This window comes from Variovorax sp. YR752 (genome assembly GCF_943372545.1).
In genome coordinates this window covers 18,069-35,469 of the sequence record NZ_CALRZC010000069.1, presented here as the reverse complement: position 1 = coordinate 35,469, position 17,401 = coordinate 18,069, and the positions used below count along the sequence as shown (strand labels likewise).

At 62.6% G+C, this 17,401-nt stretch carries 14 protein-coding genes; 11 read left to right on the top strand and 3 right to left on the bottom strand.

Annotation, left to right across the window (positions count from 1 at the left end; all coding sequences use genetic code 11):
• The coding region (locus AAG801_RS17830) for a superoxide dismutase (RefSeq protein ID WP_341889548.1) at window positions 1-372 on the top strand (372 nt) is incomplete at its 5' end.
• 66 nt (window positions 373-438) lie between these two features.
• On the opposite strand, the gene AAG801_RS17825 is transcribed toward AAG801_RS17830, so the two are convergent.
• The 3 genes from AAG801_RS17825 to AAG801_RS17815 all read right to left on the bottom strand — a co-directional run bounded on the left by AAG801_RS17825 (window position 439) and on the right by AAG801_RS17815 (window position 1,679).
• Window positions 439-909, bottom strand: a complete 471-nt coding sequence (locus AAG801_RS17825; RefSeq protein WP_341889547.1) for a DUF192 domain-containing protein — start codon at window positions 907-909, stop codon at window positions 439-441.
• Between the two features lie 91 nt (window positions 910-1,000).
• The gene (locus AAG801_RS17820) at window positions 1,001-1,189 is read right to left on the bottom strand and encodes a hypothetical protein (RefSeq protein ID WP_101493099.1); all 189 of its coding nucleotides are present in this window, start codon (window positions 1,187-1,189) and stop codon (window positions 1,001-1,003) included.
• A 151-nt stretch (window positions 1,190-1,340) separates the two neighbouring features.
• Window positions 1,341-1,679, bottom strand: coding sequence for a cell envelope biogenesis protein TolA (locus AAG801_RS17815; RefSeq protein ID WP_101493051.1), 339 nt, complete (start codon window positions 1,677-1,679; stop codon window positions 1,341-1,343).
• Window positions 1,680-1,899: 220 nt separating this feature from the next.
• Here AAG801_RS17815 and icd point away from each other — a divergent pair, with 220 nt between their 5' ends.
• From icd to tssM, 10 genes are all read left to right on the top strand, one after another.
• Window positions 1,900-3,159 carry an NADP-dependent isocitrate dehydrogenase gene (gene icd, locus AAG801_RS17810; RefSeq protein WP_341889546.1) on the top strand — a complete coding sequence of 420 codons (1,260 nt, stop codon included), beginning with the start codon at window positions 1,900-1,902 and terminating at the stop codon, window positions 3,157-3,159.
• A gap of 360 nt (window positions 3,160-3,519) precedes the next feature.
• Window positions 3,520-6,216 carry a type VI secretion system ATPase TssH gene (gene tssH / locus AAG801_RS17805; RefSeq protein ID WP_341889545.1) on the top strand — a complete coding sequence of 899 codons (2,697 nt, stop codon included), beginning with the start codon at window positions 3,520-3,522 and terminating at the stop codon, window positions 6,214-6,216.
• Between the two features lie 95 nt (window positions 6,217-6,311).
• On the top strand, window positions 6,312-6,857 hold the full coding sequence (gene tssB, locus AAG801_RS17800; protein ID WP_341889544.1) for a type VI secretion system contractile sheath small subunit: 546 nt from the start codon (window positions 6,312-6,314) through the stop codon (window positions 6,855-6,857).
• A 34-nt stretch (window positions 6,858-6,891) separates the two neighbouring features.
• Window positions 6,892-8,382, top strand: a complete 1,491-nt coding sequence (gene tssC, locus AAG801_RS17795) for a type VI secretion system contractile sheath large subunit (protein WP_341889543.1) — start codon at window positions 6,892-6,894, stop codon at window positions 8,380-8,382.
• A 131-nt stretch (window positions 8,383-8,513) separates the two neighbouring features.
• Window positions 8,514-8,999 (top strand): type VI secretion system tube protein Hcp, encoded by a 486-nt coding sequence (locus tag AAG801_RS17790; protein WP_341889542.1) that lies wholly within the window; start codon window positions 8,514-8,516, stop codon window positions 8,997-8,999.
• Window positions 9,000-9,175: 176 nt separating this feature from the next.
• Window positions 9,176-9,703, top strand: a complete 528-nt coding sequence (tssJ, locus tag AAG801_RS17785) for a type VI secretion system lipoprotein TssJ (RefSeq protein ID WP_341889541.1) — start codon at window positions 9,176-9,178, stop codon at window positions 9,701-9,703.
• Between the two features lie 35 nt (window positions 9,704-9,738).
• Window positions 9,739-11,094 carry a type VI secretion system baseplate subunit TssK gene (gene tssK / locus AAG801_RS17780; protein ID WP_341889540.1) on the top strand — a complete coding sequence of 452 codons (1,356 nt, stop codon included), beginning with the start codon at window positions 9,739-9,741 and terminating at the stop codon, window positions 11,092-11,094.
• Window positions 11,095-11,237: 143 nt separating this feature from the next.
• Window positions 11,238-11,894 (top strand): hypothetical protein, encoded by a 657-nt coding sequence (locus AAG801_RS17775; RefSeq protein ID WP_341889539.1) that lies wholly within the window; start codon window positions 11,238-11,240, stop codon window positions 11,892-11,894.
• A gap of 53 nt (window positions 11,895-11,947) precedes the next feature.
• The gene (tssL, locus tag AAG801_RS17770) at window positions 11,948-13,306 is read left to right on the top strand and encodes a type VI secretion system protein TssL, long form (RefSeq protein WP_341889538.1); all 1,359 of its coding nucleotides are present in this window, start codon (window positions 11,948-11,950) and stop codon (window positions 13,304-13,306) included.
• A gap of 24 nt (window positions 13,307-13,330) precedes the next feature.
• Window positions 13,331-17,398, top strand: a complete 4,068-nt coding sequence (tssM, locus tag AAG801_RS17765) for a type VI secretion system membrane subunit TssM (protein WP_341889537.1) — start codon at window positions 13,331-13,333, stop codon at window positions 17,396-17,398.
• Window positions 17,399-17,401 lie beyond the last annotated feature (3 nt).

Here is a 17,401-nt window from a genome sequence, read left to right as displayed (position 1 = left end):
ATCTGGAACCACACCTTCTTCTGGAACTGCATGAAGCCGCAAGGCGGCGGTGCTCCCACCGGTGCACTGGCCAAGGCCATCGATGCCAAATGGGGCAGCTACGACGCCTTCAAGGAAGCCTTCGTGAAGTCGGCCGTGGGCAACTTCGGTTCGGGCTGGACGTGGCTCGTGAAGAAGGCCGACGGTTCGGTGGACATCGTGAACACCGGCGCCGCCGGCACGCCGCTGACCACCGCCGACACCGCACTGCTGACGGTCGACGTGTGGGAGCACGCGTACTACATCGACTACCGCAACATGCGCCCGAAGTTCGTCGAGACCTTCCTGGCCAAGCTGGCCAACTGGGACTTCGCGGCGAAGAACTTCGGCTGAAGCCGGACCTGGCGTTCGCCATGAAAAAAGCCGACCTGCGGGTCGGCTTTTTTGTGGGCGCTGAGTTCAGCGCTTGGCGGTGGAGAACAACTCGCCGCCGAGCTTGGCACCCTTCTTGATGTTCTTCTTGGCGAACCAGCCCTGGTTCATTTCGAGCACGTAGCGCACCGGCTCTTCGGAGCAATGCGAGTTCTCGGTCATCGGTTGCATGTCGACCAGGTTGACGATGCGGCCGTCGTCGGCCACGAAGGCAGTGGTCAGCGGCAACAGTGTGTTGCGCATCCAGAAGCACTGCGTGGCTGGCTGATCGAACACGAAGATCATGCCTTCGGCCTGCGGCATCGTCTTGCGGAACATCAGGCCGATCTCGCGCTCGCGGGGCGATTGCGCCACCTGTGCGTCGATCTTGTAGAGGCCCACCGACAACTGCGTGCGCGCCAGATCGGTTTGGGGTTGCGGTTGGATTTGCTGCTGCGCGTGGGCCGGCGCCAGGAAGGACGCGGACACCAGAAGCAGCGCGGCGAGACGCTGAAACATCGGATGACTCTTTCGGGGCCGGGACACACAAGGTCGGCCCGTGACCAATAAAAATGCCCGCTGAAGCGGGCATTGCCGGGAGCTTGAAAGCTTACACCTTCTTGGCGGCGGCCGCGTGGGCCTTGGAGACGTGACGCACCTTGTGCTTCTTGACCGTGTGCTTGGCCTTCGCCTTGTGGACTGCGGGGGCGGCCGGAGCGGCAACTGCGGGGGCGGCGGCTTGCGCAAATGCACCGGCTGCGAAGAGGCCGGCGACCAGGGCTGCGATCAGCTTGTTCATGAGAAATCCTTTGAGATTGTTGATTTGGATCACCTCCCTGTGGAAGGTCTCCATTCAACGGACCTCAGGGACCCCGGTTGACAGTGGTTGAGCAAAACTGCAAACGAAAAAAAGCGCTCCGAAGAGCGCTTTTCTTAGGGGACCGACCAGCTTACTTGGCGCCGGCCATGTCAGGCGTGCCGCCTTGGGTGGCCTTGCGCTTCACGCTGCCGTCCTTGTTGCGACGACGATCGTCGCGGGTCTTGGCGCGCTTTTCGCCAGCAACGCCAGCCTTGTCAGCGCCGAAGGTGCCGCCTTCAGGCGTCTTGGCGATGTCGCCAGCTGCAGGAGCCACTTGACCAGCGGGCTTGGCTTCCTTCTTGGCTTCAGCGCGAGCTTGCGGCTTGCTGCCGGTCGCGTTGCCTTGTTCGGGCGTGGTGCCGGCCGGGTTCTGGGCGTACGCGCCAGCGGCGAACAGGCCAGCGATCATGACTGCGAGAAGTTTGCTCATTGATGATTCCTCTATCGAGAATTGGTTGGAAACGCCTCCCGGCGAGCAGAAGGTCAGCCAGTAACGGGCGCTATCGCCCCACGGTTGACAATTGTTCGCTGATGGGTTGCGTCTAAAATGTACAGCGATTTGTTAGCGCGCTGTACAGCGATTCTCCCTCGCTGTCTGTATTCGCAGACAGTCGTTCGAATTACGTCACTTCCCGGAGTCAAGCCCCCTCATGTCCAGCTATCAGCACATCAAAGTCCCGACCGAAGGCCAGAAGATCACGGTCAACGCTGACAATTCGCTCAATGTGCCCGATCAGCCCATCATTCCGTTCATCGAAGGCGATGGCACCGGGCTGGACATCACGCCGGTGATGCTCAAGGTGGTCGACGCCGCAGTGGCCAAGGCCTACGGCGGCAAGAAGAAGATCCACTGGATGGAGGTCTACGCAGGCGAGAAGTCGACCAAGGTCTACGGCCCCGACGTCTGGCTCCCCGAGGAAACCCTGCATGCGGTGCGCGACTACGTGATCTCCATCAAGGGCCCGCTGACCACGCCCGTCGGCGGCGGCATCCGCTCGCTGAACGTGGCGCTGCGCCAGGAACTCGACCTGTACGTCTGCCTGCGACCCATCCAGTACTTCGAGGGCGTGCCCAGCCCGGTGCGCGAGCCGCACAAGACCAACATGGTCATCTTTCGCGAGAACTCGGAAGACATCTACGCTGGCATCGAATTCGAAGCCGAGAGCGACAAGGCCAAGAAACTCATCAAGTTCCTGCAGGACGAGATGGGCGTCAAGAAGATCCGCTTCCCGAACACCTCGGGCATCGGCGTCAAGCCCGTCTCGCGAGAAGGCACCGAGCGCCTGGTTCGCAAGGCCTTCCAGTACGCCATCGACAACGACAAGCCCAGTGTGACCCTGGTCCACAAGGGCAACATCATGAAGTTCACCGAAGGTGGCTTCCGTGACTGGGGCTACAACCTGGCCGCCAAGGAGTTCGGCGCCGAGCTGATCGACGGCGGCCCGTGGATGAAGTTCAAGAACCCCAAGACCGGCAAGGAAATCACCGTCAAGGACAGCATCGCCGACGCGTTCCTGCAGCAGATCCTGTTGCGCCCCGCCGAGTACAGCGTGATCGCGACACTGAACCTGAATGGTGACTACGTGTCCGACGCGCTGGCTGCACAGGTCGGTGGCATCGGCATCGCCCCGGGTGCGAACCTGAGCGACACCGTCGCCATGTTCGAAGCCACCCACGGCACGGCCCCCAAGTACGCCGGCAAGGACTATGTGAACCCGGGTTCCGAGATCCTGTCCGCCGAAATGATGCTGCGCCACATGGGCTGGACCGAAGCGGCCGACCTGATCATCAGCGCGATGAAAAAGTCGATCGCCAGCAAGAAGGTCACCTATGACTTCGCGCGCCTGATGGACGGTGCGACGCAAGTGAGCTGCTCTGGTTTTGGTCAAGTCATGATCGACAACATGTAATTGAAATCTCTGACGTTGCGACGCGTCAGAAGCCTCTCAAGCCCTCGAGTTTCCGAAAGGACTCGAGGGTTTTTTCTTGCCTGCGGCGGCTTCGATATCGTTGTTGAATGACCTCCTTTGTCTTCCGAACGTAAGGAGCGGCGGGCAAACATCACAGATCAATAGGCTGCTTCTTTCGTTTAACTATTGGTAGAAACTGTGCTGCGATTTGCTTTGCAGCGAGCCGCCAGAATCGCGCCCATTCCAAGAAGCATAGGGGCGCGAAGTGGGGAAAAAGAACGCAGAAATCTGTTCGACGACATCGGGCGTCGCAGATGAATCGATCGAACAGGGCGTGCACACCGCACGACAGATCGCGCAATGACGATCTCTCGGCGCGCGCTGTTCGGCAAGCTCAATCTCACGCTGTTTCGCGGCATCGAATCCGCCACCGCATTTGCCAAGCTGCGCGGCAATCCGTACGTTGAACTGACGCACTGGATTCATCAGCTCTGGCAACTCAACGACAGCGATCTGCACCGCATCTGCCGGCACTACCAGATCGACGCGCAGGTCATCGAGAAAGAGTTTGCATCGGCGTTGTCCAGTCTGCCGTCCGGTGCAACGTCACTGACCGATTTTTCCAGTCACATCGAAGCGGCCATCGAGCGCGCATGGGTGCTGTCCAGCCTCGAGTTCGGTGCGCATTGCGTGCGTGGTGCTTGGCTGCTTGCCGCGTTGCTTCAAACGCCGGAACTGCGGCGCGTGCTGCTTGGCATCTCACCTGCATTTCAGCGAATCCCAGCAGATCAGTTGACAGAGGCCGTCAGCGCGATCGTGGCAGGCTCTCCTGAAGGGCAGGAAGGACCGCATGATGGCTCCGGTCTGCCGTCGGCGCTGCCTGGCGAGGCCAGTGCTGCGTTCGCGGATGCGACGTCGGATGGCAAGTCGGCGTTGCGTCGCTACTGCACGGACCTGACCGAGCGCGCTTCTCAAGGGCAGATCGACCCGGTCATCGGGCGTGGGCACGAGATCCGCACGATGGTCGACATTCTGCTTCGCCGTCGCCAGAACAATCCCTTGCTCACGGGTGATGCGGGTGTCGGCAAGACAGCGGTGGTCGAAGGGCTGGCACTGGCCATCGCCCAAGGCGAAGTTCCTCCCGACCTGAAGAACTGCCGACTCTGGAGCCTCGATGTCGGCGCGCTGCTGGCCGGCGCGAGCATGCGGGGGGAGTTCGAGTCCCGCCTCAAGGCCTTGTTGGAAGAGGCGGGCAAGTCGGTGCAGCCCGTCATCCTCTTCATCGACGAGGTACACACCTTGGTCGGTGCGGGCGGGCAATCGGGAACCGGCGACGCGGCCAACCCGCTCAAACCAGCGCTGGCGCGAGGAACCCTGCGCACGATCGGTGCGACCACCTGGGGCGAATACAAGCGCCACATCGAGAAGGACCCTGCGCTGACGCGGCGCTTCCAGACACTGCAGGTGGCAGAGCCCGACGAGATTTCCGCCATCGAGATGGTGCGCGGCCTTGTCGCCACCTTTGCCGAGCACCACGGCGTGCTCGTGCTCGATGAGGCTGTGCGCGCCGCTGTGACGCTGTCACATCGCTACATTCCCGCACGCCAGTTGCCCGACAAGGCGATCAGCCTGCTGGACACCGCGTGTGCACGCGTGGCCATGTCGCTTCATTCGCCGCCGCCCGAGGTTGATCAATGGCGGCATCGCATCACAGCGCTTCAAGTCGAAATTGAGCTGCTTGCCCAGGAGGGTGTTGTCGTCCACGGCAGCGACGAAAGAGCATTGCGCCTTGATTCCGCCCGGTCACAACTCGATGCAGCGCAGCACGCGTTGTCCCGGCATGAGGCGCGATGGCAAGACGAGCTTGCACTGGTTCGCACGATTCACGGACTGAGAACAAAGAAGAGGGAGGAGGCGGGCTGCGCCGAGGGGAATGAACCCTCGGCGCAGCTGGCGGCCCTCGAGCTTGAACTTGCCGCTCACCAGAAGGAGACGCCTCTGATATTTCCTCAGGTCGACGAAGCGGTGGTTGCAGCCATCGTGGCCGACTGGACCGGAATTCCGGTGGGACGGATGGTCACCGACGAAGTCGCTGCAGTCGTCGCACTTCAATCCAGCCTGGAAGCGCGCGTGATCGGCCAAGGGCCTGCCCTTGCGGCGATCGCGGAGCGCATGCAGACGGCGCGGGCGCGCCTCACAGATCCGAAAAAGCCCGTGGGTGTGTTCCTGCTGGTCGGCCCTTCGGGTGTGGGCAAGACAGAAACCGCATTGGCGTTGGCCGAGGCCATGTATGGCGGGGAGCAGAACCTCATCACCATCAACATGAGCGAGTTCCAGGAGTCGCACACGGTCTCCACCTTGAAAGGAGCGCCCCCGGGTTACGTCGGCTACGGCGAAGGTGGTGTGCTCACAGAGGCCGTGCGTCGAAAGCCCTACAGCACGATCCTGCTCGACGAGGTGGAAAAGGCCCACCCGGATGTGCACGAAATCTTCTACCAGGTGTTCGACAAAGGGTGGATGGAGGACGGAGAGGGGCGCCGTATCGACTTCAGGAACACCACGATCCTGTTGACGAGCAACACCGGTGCGGAACTCATCGCCGCGCTGTGTGAAGACCCCTTGTTGATGCCCGACGTCGAATCCTTGCGCGATGCGCTCCAGCCGTCGCTGCGAACGGTTTTCCCTGCCGCGTTTCTGGGCCGGTTGACGGTGGTGCCGTACCTTCCTTTGGCCTCGAGCGCACTGCGCGACATCGTGAGCTTGCACCTGGATCGCGTGGTCGAGCGCATGCGTGTGCAGCACGACATTGCGTTGGACTACACACCCGCGCTGCTGGCCGAGATCGCTGGCCACTGCGGCGCCTATGAAACCGGGGCTCGACGCCTGATCGGCTTCATTGAACAAAGACTTCTGCCGATTCTTTCCCGGCAATGGCTGGATGCGCTTCAAGCGCGGCGAAGGATCAGGACCATGACTGCCGACATGCAGCCAAGCGAAAGCGCCAACCCAGCCTTGCAAGGAGGACGCGCCATCGTCTGCCACACCGAGTTCGCCTGAGTCCACCGAGTGGCCTCGTGGGTCCAGAAATGCGTCGCCGCGTCGAAGCGGCGTGATGCCAGGTTCTTGTTTGTTTTTTTTACCAGGGAGTTTTCATGGCTACCAATAACAACAGCAGTCAGAAGTTCATTGCCCGCAACCGGGCTCCGCGCGTGCAGATCGAGTACGACGTGGAAATCTACGGGTCCGAGAAGAAGATCGAGCTGCCCTTCGTGATGGGCGTCTTGTCCGATCTGTCCGGCAAGCCGACGCTGGCCTTACCCCCCGTGCCCGAGCGAAAGTTCCTCGACATCGACATCGACAACTTCGACGAACGGATGAAGGCGATCCAGCCGCGCGCTGCATTCGCGGTGCCCAACACGTTGACCGGCGAAGGCCAGTTGATGGTCGATATCACCTTCGAGAGCATCGAAGATTTTTCGCCGGCCGCTGTCGCGCGAAAGGTCGAACCGCTCAGTCGGCTCCTCGAAGCACGCACGCAGCTGGCCAATCTGCAGACCTACATGGACGGCAAGGCGGGGGCCGAAGGCCTCGTCAACAAGCTGCTTCAAGACCCCTCGTTGATGAAGTCGCTGGCGAAGTCCGCCAAACCCCGCACCGACGTCCTGGAAGGCGCATCTGCGTCCGATTCCGCCGCGTGACATTCAGATCAAGGAACTTCAGATGACCACACTCATGGACAACGTGCTCGAGGCACCCGACGCGGCGCGCTACACCGACCCCACCGACTTCTCCGCCTTGCTCGACAAGGAGTTCAAGCCCAAGACCGACGAGGCGCGCGAGGCCGTCGAGGCGGCCGTCCGGACGTTGGCAGAGCAGGCGCTCGTCAACGCTGCGACGATGACCGACGATGCCTACAGCAGCATCGAAGCGATCATTGCCGAGATCGACCGCAAACTGTCGGAGCAGATCAACCTCGTGCTCCACAAGGAAGATTTCCAGAAGATCGAGTCGGCCTGGCGAGGCATGCACCACCTGGTCTACAACACCGAGACGGACGAGAAACTCAAGATCCGTTTCATGGATGTCTCCAAGGACGAGGTCCGTCGCACGCTGCGCCGTCACAAGGGAATCGCCTGGGACCAGAGCCCGATCTTCAAGCGCATCTACGAAGAGGAGTACGGCCAGCTCGGTGGCGAGCCCTACGGATGCCTGGTGGCCGACTACTACTTTGACCACACGCCGCCCGATGTCGAGCTGCTGGGCGCGATTGCCAAGGTGTCCGCCGCCTCCCATGCGCCGTTCATCGCCGGCTCGGCGCCGTCGCTGCTGGGCATGGAGTCGTGGCAAGAGCTCGCAAACCCACGCGACCTTGCGAAGATCACATCGAACCTCGAGCACGCGCCGTGGAATTCACTGCGGAACACCGAGGACTCCCGGTATGTCGGCCTGGCCATGCCCCGGTTCCTGGCACGGTTGCCTTATGGCATGAAGACGAATCCTGTCGACGAATTCGACTTCGAGGAAGAAACCGAGGGCGCGGATCACCGCAACTACGTCTGGAGCAATGCGGCCTACGCCATGGCCGTCAACATCAACCGCAGCTTCAAGCTCTACGGCTGGTGCACGATGATCCGCGGCGTGGAGTCAGGCGGCACCGTCGAGAACCTGCCGTGCCACACCTTCCCGACCGACGACGGCGGCTTCGACATGAAGTGCCCGACCGAGATCGCGATCTCCGACCGCCGCGAAGCCGAGCTTGCGAAGGCGGGGCTCATCCCGCTGGTGCACCGGAAGAACACGGACCATGCCGCCTTCATCGGCGCCCAGTCGCTCCAGAAGCCGCAGGAGTACATGGATCCGGACGCGACTGCCAACGCGAACCTTTCGGCGCGGTTGCCCTACCTTTTCGCCAGCACGCGATTCGCGCACTACCTGAAATGCATCGTGCGCGACAAGATCGGTTCCTTCAAGGAGCGCGACGAAATGCAGCGCTGGCTGAACGAATGGATCATGCATTACGTCGATGCCGATCCCGCGAATTCGTCCCAGGAAACCAAGGCTCGACGGCCCCTTGCGGCAGCCGAAGTCGTGGTGGAAGACGTCGAGGGCAATCCGGGCTACTACAGCGCCAAGTTCTTCTTGCGCCCGCACTTCCAGCTTGAAGGCCTGACCGTTTCTCTGCGTCTGGTCGCCAAGCTGCCGTCGCTCAAAGAAGCGGCCTGACCCACAGCGGCTGCCCCGCAAATTGTTCGAGGAAGTGGCGCAAAGACGCCACGGCATCTCCAGGGACGCGCCATCAAGAGCGCCCGTGCATCCGTCATTTACCGACAAATTCAAACACAGGGAGTTTTTTCATGTCACAAGACATTTTTCTGAAGATCAACGGCATCGAAGGCGAGTCGCAAGACACGGACCACAAGAACGAGATTGAAGTTCTCGCCTTCAACTGGAAAGCGTTCCAGGAATCCACCATGCACGCCGGTTCAGGCGGCGGTGCGGGCAAGGCGACCGTCGAAGACCTCGAGTTCGATCACTACATCGATCGTTCGAGTCCCAACCTGATGAAGTACTGCCTGACCGGCAAGCATGTGCAAGAGGCCAAGCTCACGGTTCGCAAGGCCGGCGGCAACCCGCTGGAGTACCTGAAGTTCACCTTCTCCGACGTGATCATCACGTCGATCCAGCCCTTCGGCTCGAACTCGGACGAGATGCGCGTCAAGGAACGCGTGCGCCTGTCCTTCTCCAAGATCAAGCAGGAGTACTCCGTGCAGAACGCGCAAGGCGGCAGCGCTGGTGCAGTCACCGCGGGCTACGACATCAAGGGCAACAAGGAGTCCTGAAGCCTTCGCTTCGTTCCGGATTCGTCCGGGGCTTTTCGACTTCGGTTCGCGCAAGGGGGTTGAGGAGGCGCGAACCGAAGTCGGTTCTTTTTGAGTTCCTTTTTCAGTTTGATTCCCACATGAATCTCGCCATGCCATGGCTCTACCGAAGCGTCGTCTCACGATGCAGGTCGCCCATGCGGACACTGCGTTTCGCATTTCTGTGCCTGTGGGGTTTTGCAGTGGCAGCTGTGTGGGTGGTGCCTTCGCTGGCGCACGCGCAGTTCTCGCACCCTAGAGAGCAGACCAAGCTCGAAATCACGGTCACAGCAGAAGCGGGCGTCAATCTTGACGACAAGGGCAGGGCATCGCCCATCCTGATTCGGATCTACGAACTCAAGTCGGAAGCAAGCTTTGAGTCCGCCGACTACTTCTCACTGCATGCCAGTGACAAAACGGTGATGGGCGCCGACCTGTTGGTGCGCGAAGAGTTCATTTTGCGACCGGGTGAGGTCAAGAAGATCCGACGCATGTCGCACCCCGAACTCACCGCGATCGGAGTCGTCGCTGGCTATCGAGAGCTCGCGCAAACCGAATGGCGCGTGGTGCAGAAAGTCGATCCCGCGCCTGAGGCGGCGTGGTATCGCGCCGTTCTTCCCGCCAACAAGGTCAAGTTGGAGATTGCCCTTCAAGGCAAAGGTATCCAACTGATTCCCATCAAGTAGCAAGCCTGCGGCCCGAAAGCACAACGATCGAATTCATGAGTTGGTACAACAAAGTCGCCTGGAGCGAAGGGCTCTTCCTGCGCCCACAGCTGTTTCAACAGCAGGAGCGCTATCTCGAACACCTTGCGCACAAACGAGCCGCCTCGTTGACGCCCTTTTACTGGGGGTTCAATCACTACAGCATCGACGCCGAATCGCTCTCGTTGGGCAAGCTGGTGCTGGCCAGCGCGGCCGGGATCTTTTCTGATGGCACACCCTTCGATGCGCCCGGCCAGACGCTGCCGCCAGCGCCACTCACGATATTGCCGGAGCACCTGGAGCAGGTCATTTATCTGGCAGTGCCGATTCGAACGCCCAATGGAGAAGAAACGACATTCGACGACACCAGCACTTCCGCGTCGTCGCTGGCTCGGTTCTCGGTGTTTGATGCGGAGTTGCGCGACGCCAACTCGATCGGACAGGGCTCGAAAACTGTACAACTGTCCCGTCTGCGCCTGCGTCTCTTGCCGCAGCGTGAATTGACTGACGCCTGGATCGGTTTGCCGCTTGCGAAAGTCACGGTGCTCCGTTCGGATGGAAGTATCGCCGTCGATCCGAACCTGATCCCGCCGGTCGCCGGCTATGGCGCGAGCCCCTTGCTGGCGGACTGGATCACCAACCTGCATGGCTTGTGCAAGCTGCGCGCGCAGTCACTGGCGGCGCGACTGAGCGGCAACGACGGCAAATCCAGCGAAGCCGCTGAGGTGTCCGACTTCCTGTTGCTCCAGATCCTCAATCGCTATGAACCGATGCTCGAACACTGGCTTCGGGTTCGGGAAACCTCTCCGGAGACGCTCTATACCGCGTTGCGGACGTTGAGCGGAGAGTTGGCGACCTTTGTTCGCGGAACTACGCGCCGTCCGCAGCCGCATCCCGCTTACCAACACATTGATCCGTACCTCTCGTTCAGGGAGTTGATCGCCGACGTGCAGGCCCTGCTGAACGACGTGCTCGTGCGAAGCGCGCAGAGCATTCCCCTGGCGTCAAGGCCCAACGGCGTACGCGTTGCGAGCGTCGAACCCGCCGAATTGCAAGGTTTCTCCAGTTTGGTGTTTGCGGTCGCGGCGCACACGCCGCCGGAACAGCTGGCAAGCCAGTTCCCCGCTCGCTGCAAGGTCGGGCCCAGCGATAGGTTGACCGAGCTCATTCGGTCCCATCTTCCGGGCATTCCGCTGCAGACCTTGCCGGTGCCTCCGCGCCAGATCCCTTTCAACGCAGGTTTTGTCTACTTCCAGATCGACCCTCGCGGCCCGCTGTGGGAACACATGGTCAAGCACGGGGGACTGGCCCTTCACGTCGCGGGCGAGTTCCCGGGACTGCGGATGGAGCTTTGGGGGGTCAGGGAGAAATGAGCTTTCCGCACTTTCCAGGCGGCCTGCATGACGGTGTCGGCCATGAGGTCCGCCGGGGCACCGAGCTCGCGTTGTCACATGAGAGGCACCGTGTTGATGCGCACGGCGTCGAGTACCGAGAGAACCGCTGATCGGAAACGCAGATGACCACCCCCATCACCAGTCTCCAGAAAGAGTACATCCGCCTGCTCGACGGCAGTTCGGCTGCGATGACCATCGCCGGCGCTCACATGGCGTCAGGCGCCTTCGTCGGTGTGCCATGGCAGAACCTGACCTTTGTCGGATGCGAGTTCGCGGGCGACGGCAACATCAAGCTGGCATCGATGTCCGGTTGCAAGTTCATCGATTGCCGGTTTCTTGCGCCTCATCACGACTTCGGCGTGATGACCGACGTGAGCTTCACCCAATGCCAATCGGTCGGACGCTCGATCGTCTGCGGAGGCGACGGAAGCACAGGCGTCCTGTTCCAGGATTGCAGCTTTGAAGGCGGCAGTTCGGCGCCCGCGGCACATGAAGGTATCGGGTGCATGGGCGAGGTCACTTTTCGCAACTGCACGGGTCACGGTGAAGTACTGGTGGCCGGAACCCGCCTCACCATCGACAACTGCCAGTTCGGCGATATGACCTTCGCCATCGGCCGGCAGCGCCGGCGCGGGGCACCGCTGACGGCTACGGTCCTGATCGACAACTCGCAGGGCACGGGTGTGTGGCGGATGGTCGATTGCCGCATGAAGACCAGCCACATCCAGAACAGCAGCTTCGAGCAGATCGTCAACGACAGCTCCGAGTGCGAGGCTTGAACAGGTCTTCGTTCTTTCATCGGGCCCGGCCCTTTCATTTTCCCAACGCTCCAATGCTCTACAAAGAAGAACTCAACGAGGCGCCTGCAGGAGGCGGTGGATCGGACCCTCGCGACGGATTCGGCGACGGCGAACTGTTCGGCGATTCCGCCGACCTCGCACATCTGGTGTCCGAGTCCTCGGCGCGGGAGCGCCTGACCGCTGTCGCGGCGGCACAGAATCCTTTGCTGGAGGCGGCTCAGCCCTTGTTGCGGGCCCTGGCAGACATGCCCGAGACGCTTGAAAGCGACGGCGTGGTGGTGTTTCACCAATTGCTCGAGCGCGAGGTGGCCGCCTTTCAATCCATCTGCACAAGCGCGCAGGTCCGACACGAACACGTGGTGGCCGCGAGCTACGGACTGTGCACCGCGCTCGACGAAGCAGCCAACAGCACGTCATGGGGCGGCGGGCAGGGCGGAGAGGCCGGGATTTGGGCCGGGCAGCAGCTGGCCGCGAAATTTCACGGCGATACCAAGGGCGGCGACAAGTTCTTCCTTTTGGTCGGTCGCCTGGCTGCGAGCCCGCAAGAGCACGTCGACCTGCTCGAAGTGCTGTATCAAATCCTGGGGCTGGGTTTCGAAGGCCGCTTCAGCACCGCGGCGAATGGCCGCCGGCAGCTCGAAACGGTTCGGCATCGGCTGTTCTCGCTGCTTGGCAACGCGCGCGGCGATGTCCCGAGCGACTTGTCGCCGCACTGGAAGGGCGTGGGGGCGGGCAAGTTCCGCTTGCTGCGCAGCGTGCCGGTGTGGGTGACCGGCTCGGTGTTGACGTTGGTCCTGTTCGGCCTGTTTGCTTGGTACAAGTACCAACTGCTGCAGTCGAGCACCGATCTGCAGCAGCGCATCGCCGCCATCGGGAGGTTGCGCCCCCCGCCGGCACCGCCCGTCAAGCCGCTGCGCTTGAAGGAGTTGCTGGCGAGCGAGATCGAACGTGAGACGGTGAGCGTGGACGAAGACGAACGGCGCAGCATCGTCACCTTCAAGGGCGACGAGATGTTCGTGCCTGGTCAGGCGCGCCTCAGTGCCCGGATCCTTCCCGTTCTGGCGAAGGTGGCCGACGAGATCACCCAGGTCTCCGGCACGGTCCAGATCACCGGCCATTCGGACAACCAGCCGATTCGCACGCGCGAGTTTCCCGACAACCAGGTCCTGAGCGAAAAGCGCGCTGCGGCCGTCGCCGAGGTGCTGACAGGCAAGGGCGTGGTGCCATCGCGCATCCAGACCGAGGGGCGCGGCGCCACGGTTCCCGTCGCCGACAGCGCGACCGCTGCGGGCCGCGCCCGCAACCGGCGCGTCGACATCATGGTCACGCAGGGCACTGGTGCCAGCGCCGGTGCGGGCCCCGTGAAGCCGCCAGCCATCACCCCCCGCTAGGCGCAAGGCAGGAATCGATCACTCATGCAATATCTCAAACAGTTCCTGGCCTTCCTGTTTTCCCGACAGATGCTGGCCTTTCTCGCGATGGTGCTGCTGGCCCTCGCGATCTGGTTCATCGGTCCGCTGCTCGCGGTGGATGGGCTTCGCCCGTTCGCCTCGGTCGGCGTGCGCGTGACCTTCATCGTGATGCTGCTGGTGCTCGGCCTCCTCTGGATGGTCTCGGGCCCCTACAGCCTGCTGGGCGTGGCCGCACTCTGCCTGCTTGTGTGGCATGCAGGGCCACTGGTGGCCATCGGGGCTGCGAAGCCCCTGGCGCCGCTGTGGGTGCGCACGATGGTCATCTGCACCATCCTCGTGCTGTACGCGGTGTATTGGCTCTACCGCCTCTGGCAGGCCTTGCGCAACAACGACGACCTGCTCGCGAAGTTCCTGCGCTTCGGCCAGGACGCCGACAAGGACGACAGCGCGAAGGAAGAGCTCAAGACCGTTACCGCCACGGTCACCCGCGCCCTGGCTCAGCTCAAGGGCTTGCGTGGACGCGGCGGGCTTCGCCAGATCATGGAGGGCAAGCGCTACCTCTACGAATTGCCGTGGTACATGATCGTCGGCAGTCCGGGGGCGGGCAAGACCACGGCCCTCCTGAACGCCGGCCTGCAGTTTCCCTTGGCGCGGCAAATGGGGCATGCGTCCCGGAGCATGGTGCTCAAGTCGGAAGGCGGCACGCTGAACAGCGACTGGTGGTTCTCGAACGAGGCCGTGTTGATCGACACGGCCGGCCGCTACACCACGCAGGAGAGCAATCCGGTCTCTGACCCCATCGAGTGGCGGGGATTCCTGGGGCTGTTGCGCAAACACCGCACGCGCGCGCCGCTCAACGGCGTCATCGTGGCCCTCAACGCGGCCGAGTTGCTCACGATGTCCGAGATGGAGCGCGCAGAGCACGCAAGCATGGTGCGTGATCGGTTGGCCGACCTGCGCCAGGAGCTCGGCATCCGCTTCCCGGTCTACGTGATCGTGACGAAGATCGATCTGCTGCGGGGCTTCAGCGAGTATTTTCAATCCCTCACCAGCGAGGGCCGTACCCAGACCTGGGGCTTCACGCTGCCCTTCCATGGCATTCAGAGTTCGCGTGCCGCGTTGCGTGATCGTGAGCCGCTGCGCGCGCAGATCGAGGTGGAACTGGCACTGCTCAAGGACCGTCTGGCAGCGGGCTTGCGCGCCAGGTTGAACGAAGAGTTCGATGTCGACCGCAGAAAGCGGCTGTTCGCGTTGCCGCAGGAGCTGGCCGGTATGTCGGCACTCCTGGTCCCGATGCTCGACGAGATGTTCCTGGCCTCGCGTTTCGACGGAACCCAGTTGCACGACACGCTGCGAGGTGTCTATTTCACGAGTGGGGCGCAGGCCGATCTGGAGATGCCTGCCGATGCCGGCACGTTGTTTCAGCGTCTGCAGCGCAGTTTAGGCCTGGGGGCGGGCAAGACATCAACGGCAGACGACGAGCCGGGAGCCGTCCAGCCGCGCAGGACAGCATCGCCCATGCGGGGGCAGCAGGGCTTCTTCCTTCAGGACCTGCTGACCAAGGTGATCATTCCCGAGGCGCACCTGGTGCGCCCCAACCTGCGCTGGGAATTTCGTTTTCGATTGCTACGCCTTACGGGGCATGCGCTGGCCGTGGTGGTCTTTCTGTGGCTTGCCGGCGCACTGGCCTTGAGCTTTGGCAACAACCGCCAGTACCTGAGTGCGGTGGGCCAGCGCGTCGAAGCGCTCACGGTGCAGGTGCGCCAGCTGTTTGCCGACTTCAAGCCTGCGGGCGTTCCTGACGTGCTCAACGGTGCGAGGGAGCTGCCGGGCTACTCGGGCCTCGACATCGACAACCCGCCTGGCAGTTATGTCTACGGCCTCTACACGGTGCCCCCGGTGCTGGACGCGGCCAGCGACACCTACGCTCAGCTGCAGGATCACACCTTGCTCCCCACCGTCCTGCAACGGATGGAGAGCGTGCTCAAGCAGAGCGTGAGTGACGGCGATGCCAAGACGGCGTACGAGGTCTTGCGCGTCTACAAGCTGCTGCACAACAAGGAGCGCTACATGCAAGGCGGCGCGCAGGATGTGCGCAACTGGGTGCTGAAAGACTGGGAGAAGGCCGACAGCGCAGCAGCCTTTGGCGGCCGGGCGTCGATGGTGGGGCATGTGACGGCGCTGTTCTCCGGTGTCCGACCCGTGCAATCGGCGTCGCTGCCCAATGAAGCGCTGGTGCGTGCGGTACAGGATTTTCTCGACAGCAACACGTCGAGTCAGCGTGTCTATGAACGGGCCAAGGCCGCGATGCTGCCCCTGGCGCCGCAGGAGTTCACGCTGGTGCGCGCGGTCGGGCCGCAAGCTGGCACCGTGTTCTCGCGCGCGGGCGGTTTGCCGCTCGAAAAGGGCGTGGCAGGCCTCTTCACTTATGACGGTTACCACGAGGTCTTCAACAAGCGGCTGCCGGAGTTCGTGGTTCAAGCCCTCGACGACGATGCGTGGGTCATGGGGCGCGGCGCGCAGCAAGGCGCCGCCTTGGCGGCGCAAAAGAACGCCCCGCTGTCGTTGGACGAGGCAGCCCGCAAGCTCCGAAGCGACCCGCTGCTCGACGACATCCGGCGCCAGTACCTGATGGAGTACGCCCAGCATTGGGAGTCTTTCCTCGAGTCGATCCGCACCGTGAGCGGCAGCGACACTACCGGAACGAGCCTGGGATTCGATCTGAGCGTGTTGCGGCAGTTCGCCGCACCAGATTCGCCGCTGGCGCGGTTGGCGCGCGCGGCGGCCCGCGAAACCACCTTGTCACGCCCGCTGGTGGTTCGCACGCAGGAGGAAAAGGGCTTTCTCGACAAGGCCACCGACGAACTGAACAAGCAGACCAACGCCATCGGCCGGAACCTCGGGATCCGGGCCGAAGAGCGACTCGAAAAACAGATCGTCGACAACCGCTTTGCCGCGCTGCGCGAGGTCGTCACGGGTCAGGCCGACATCGGTGTGACCAGCGCTGGCGCCGCCGCGGGCAAGCCTGGGCTCGAGAACATCTCGGGCCTGCTGAACGAGTTCTACACCTTGCTGGTCGTGGCAGACACGGCGCTCACCGCCGGCAGCTTGCCGCCCGGCGGCGCTGAAGTCGGCGCGCGTTTGAAGCTGGAGGCCGGCAAGTTGCCGGCGCCTTTTCGCGAAGTGCTGACGGCCCTGGCCGCAAGCGGTGGAGACAAGGTGATGCTGGGCTCGACCGGCATCCTGCGCAACCAGGCGCAACTGCAGCTCGACCGCATCATGGGGCTGATGGCGATGCAGGTCAGCGAGCCTTGCAAGCGTGGCGTCGAAGGGCGCTACCCGCTGGCTGCCGTGACGCAGGACGCATCCATCGAAGACTTCTCGCTGGTGTTTGCCGTGGGGGGGGCCGCGGACGAGTTTTTCAACAAGCACCTCGCGCCCTATGTCGACATGAGCGTGCGACCGTGGCGCTACAAGGATCCGAACGTCGCCAACGCCATGGTCGGCATCGACACCGCCTCAGCCGGCGGCGCCGGGCTGAAGCCCGCCACCTCTGGCCCGACGTTGCTCGGTGAGCTGCTCAAGCTGCTGGCCCAGAGTGGTCCGAACCTCGATGCCTTCTATCGCGCGCAACAAATTCGCGACCTGTTCTTCCGCGATGCGGGCGGCAAGAAACTGGCCTGGAAAATCGACCTGCGCGTGCTCGAGCTTGAGCCCAGCATCACTGAACTGGTCATCGACATCGACGGGCAGGGACAGCGCTACGTCCACGGGCCTGTGCAGGCCTTCGCCGTCAACTGGCCGGGGCCGCGTGGCGGCGCAATGGCGGAGATCACGGCCAATCCGCGCATCTCGACCCCGACCTCGACCTTCCTGGCCCAGGGGCCATGGGCCTTGTTTCGCCTTCTGGAGAAGGGGCGCATCGTGAACACGGCCACGCCAGGGCGATTGAGCGTCGAATATGCATTCGACGGGCGCAAGGCGTTGATCGATGTCAGTTCGGGCAGCCAGCCCAATCCCCTCGGCAGCGACGTGCTCAAGGGCTTTCGTTGCCCTGGAAGAGCAGCCTGACCC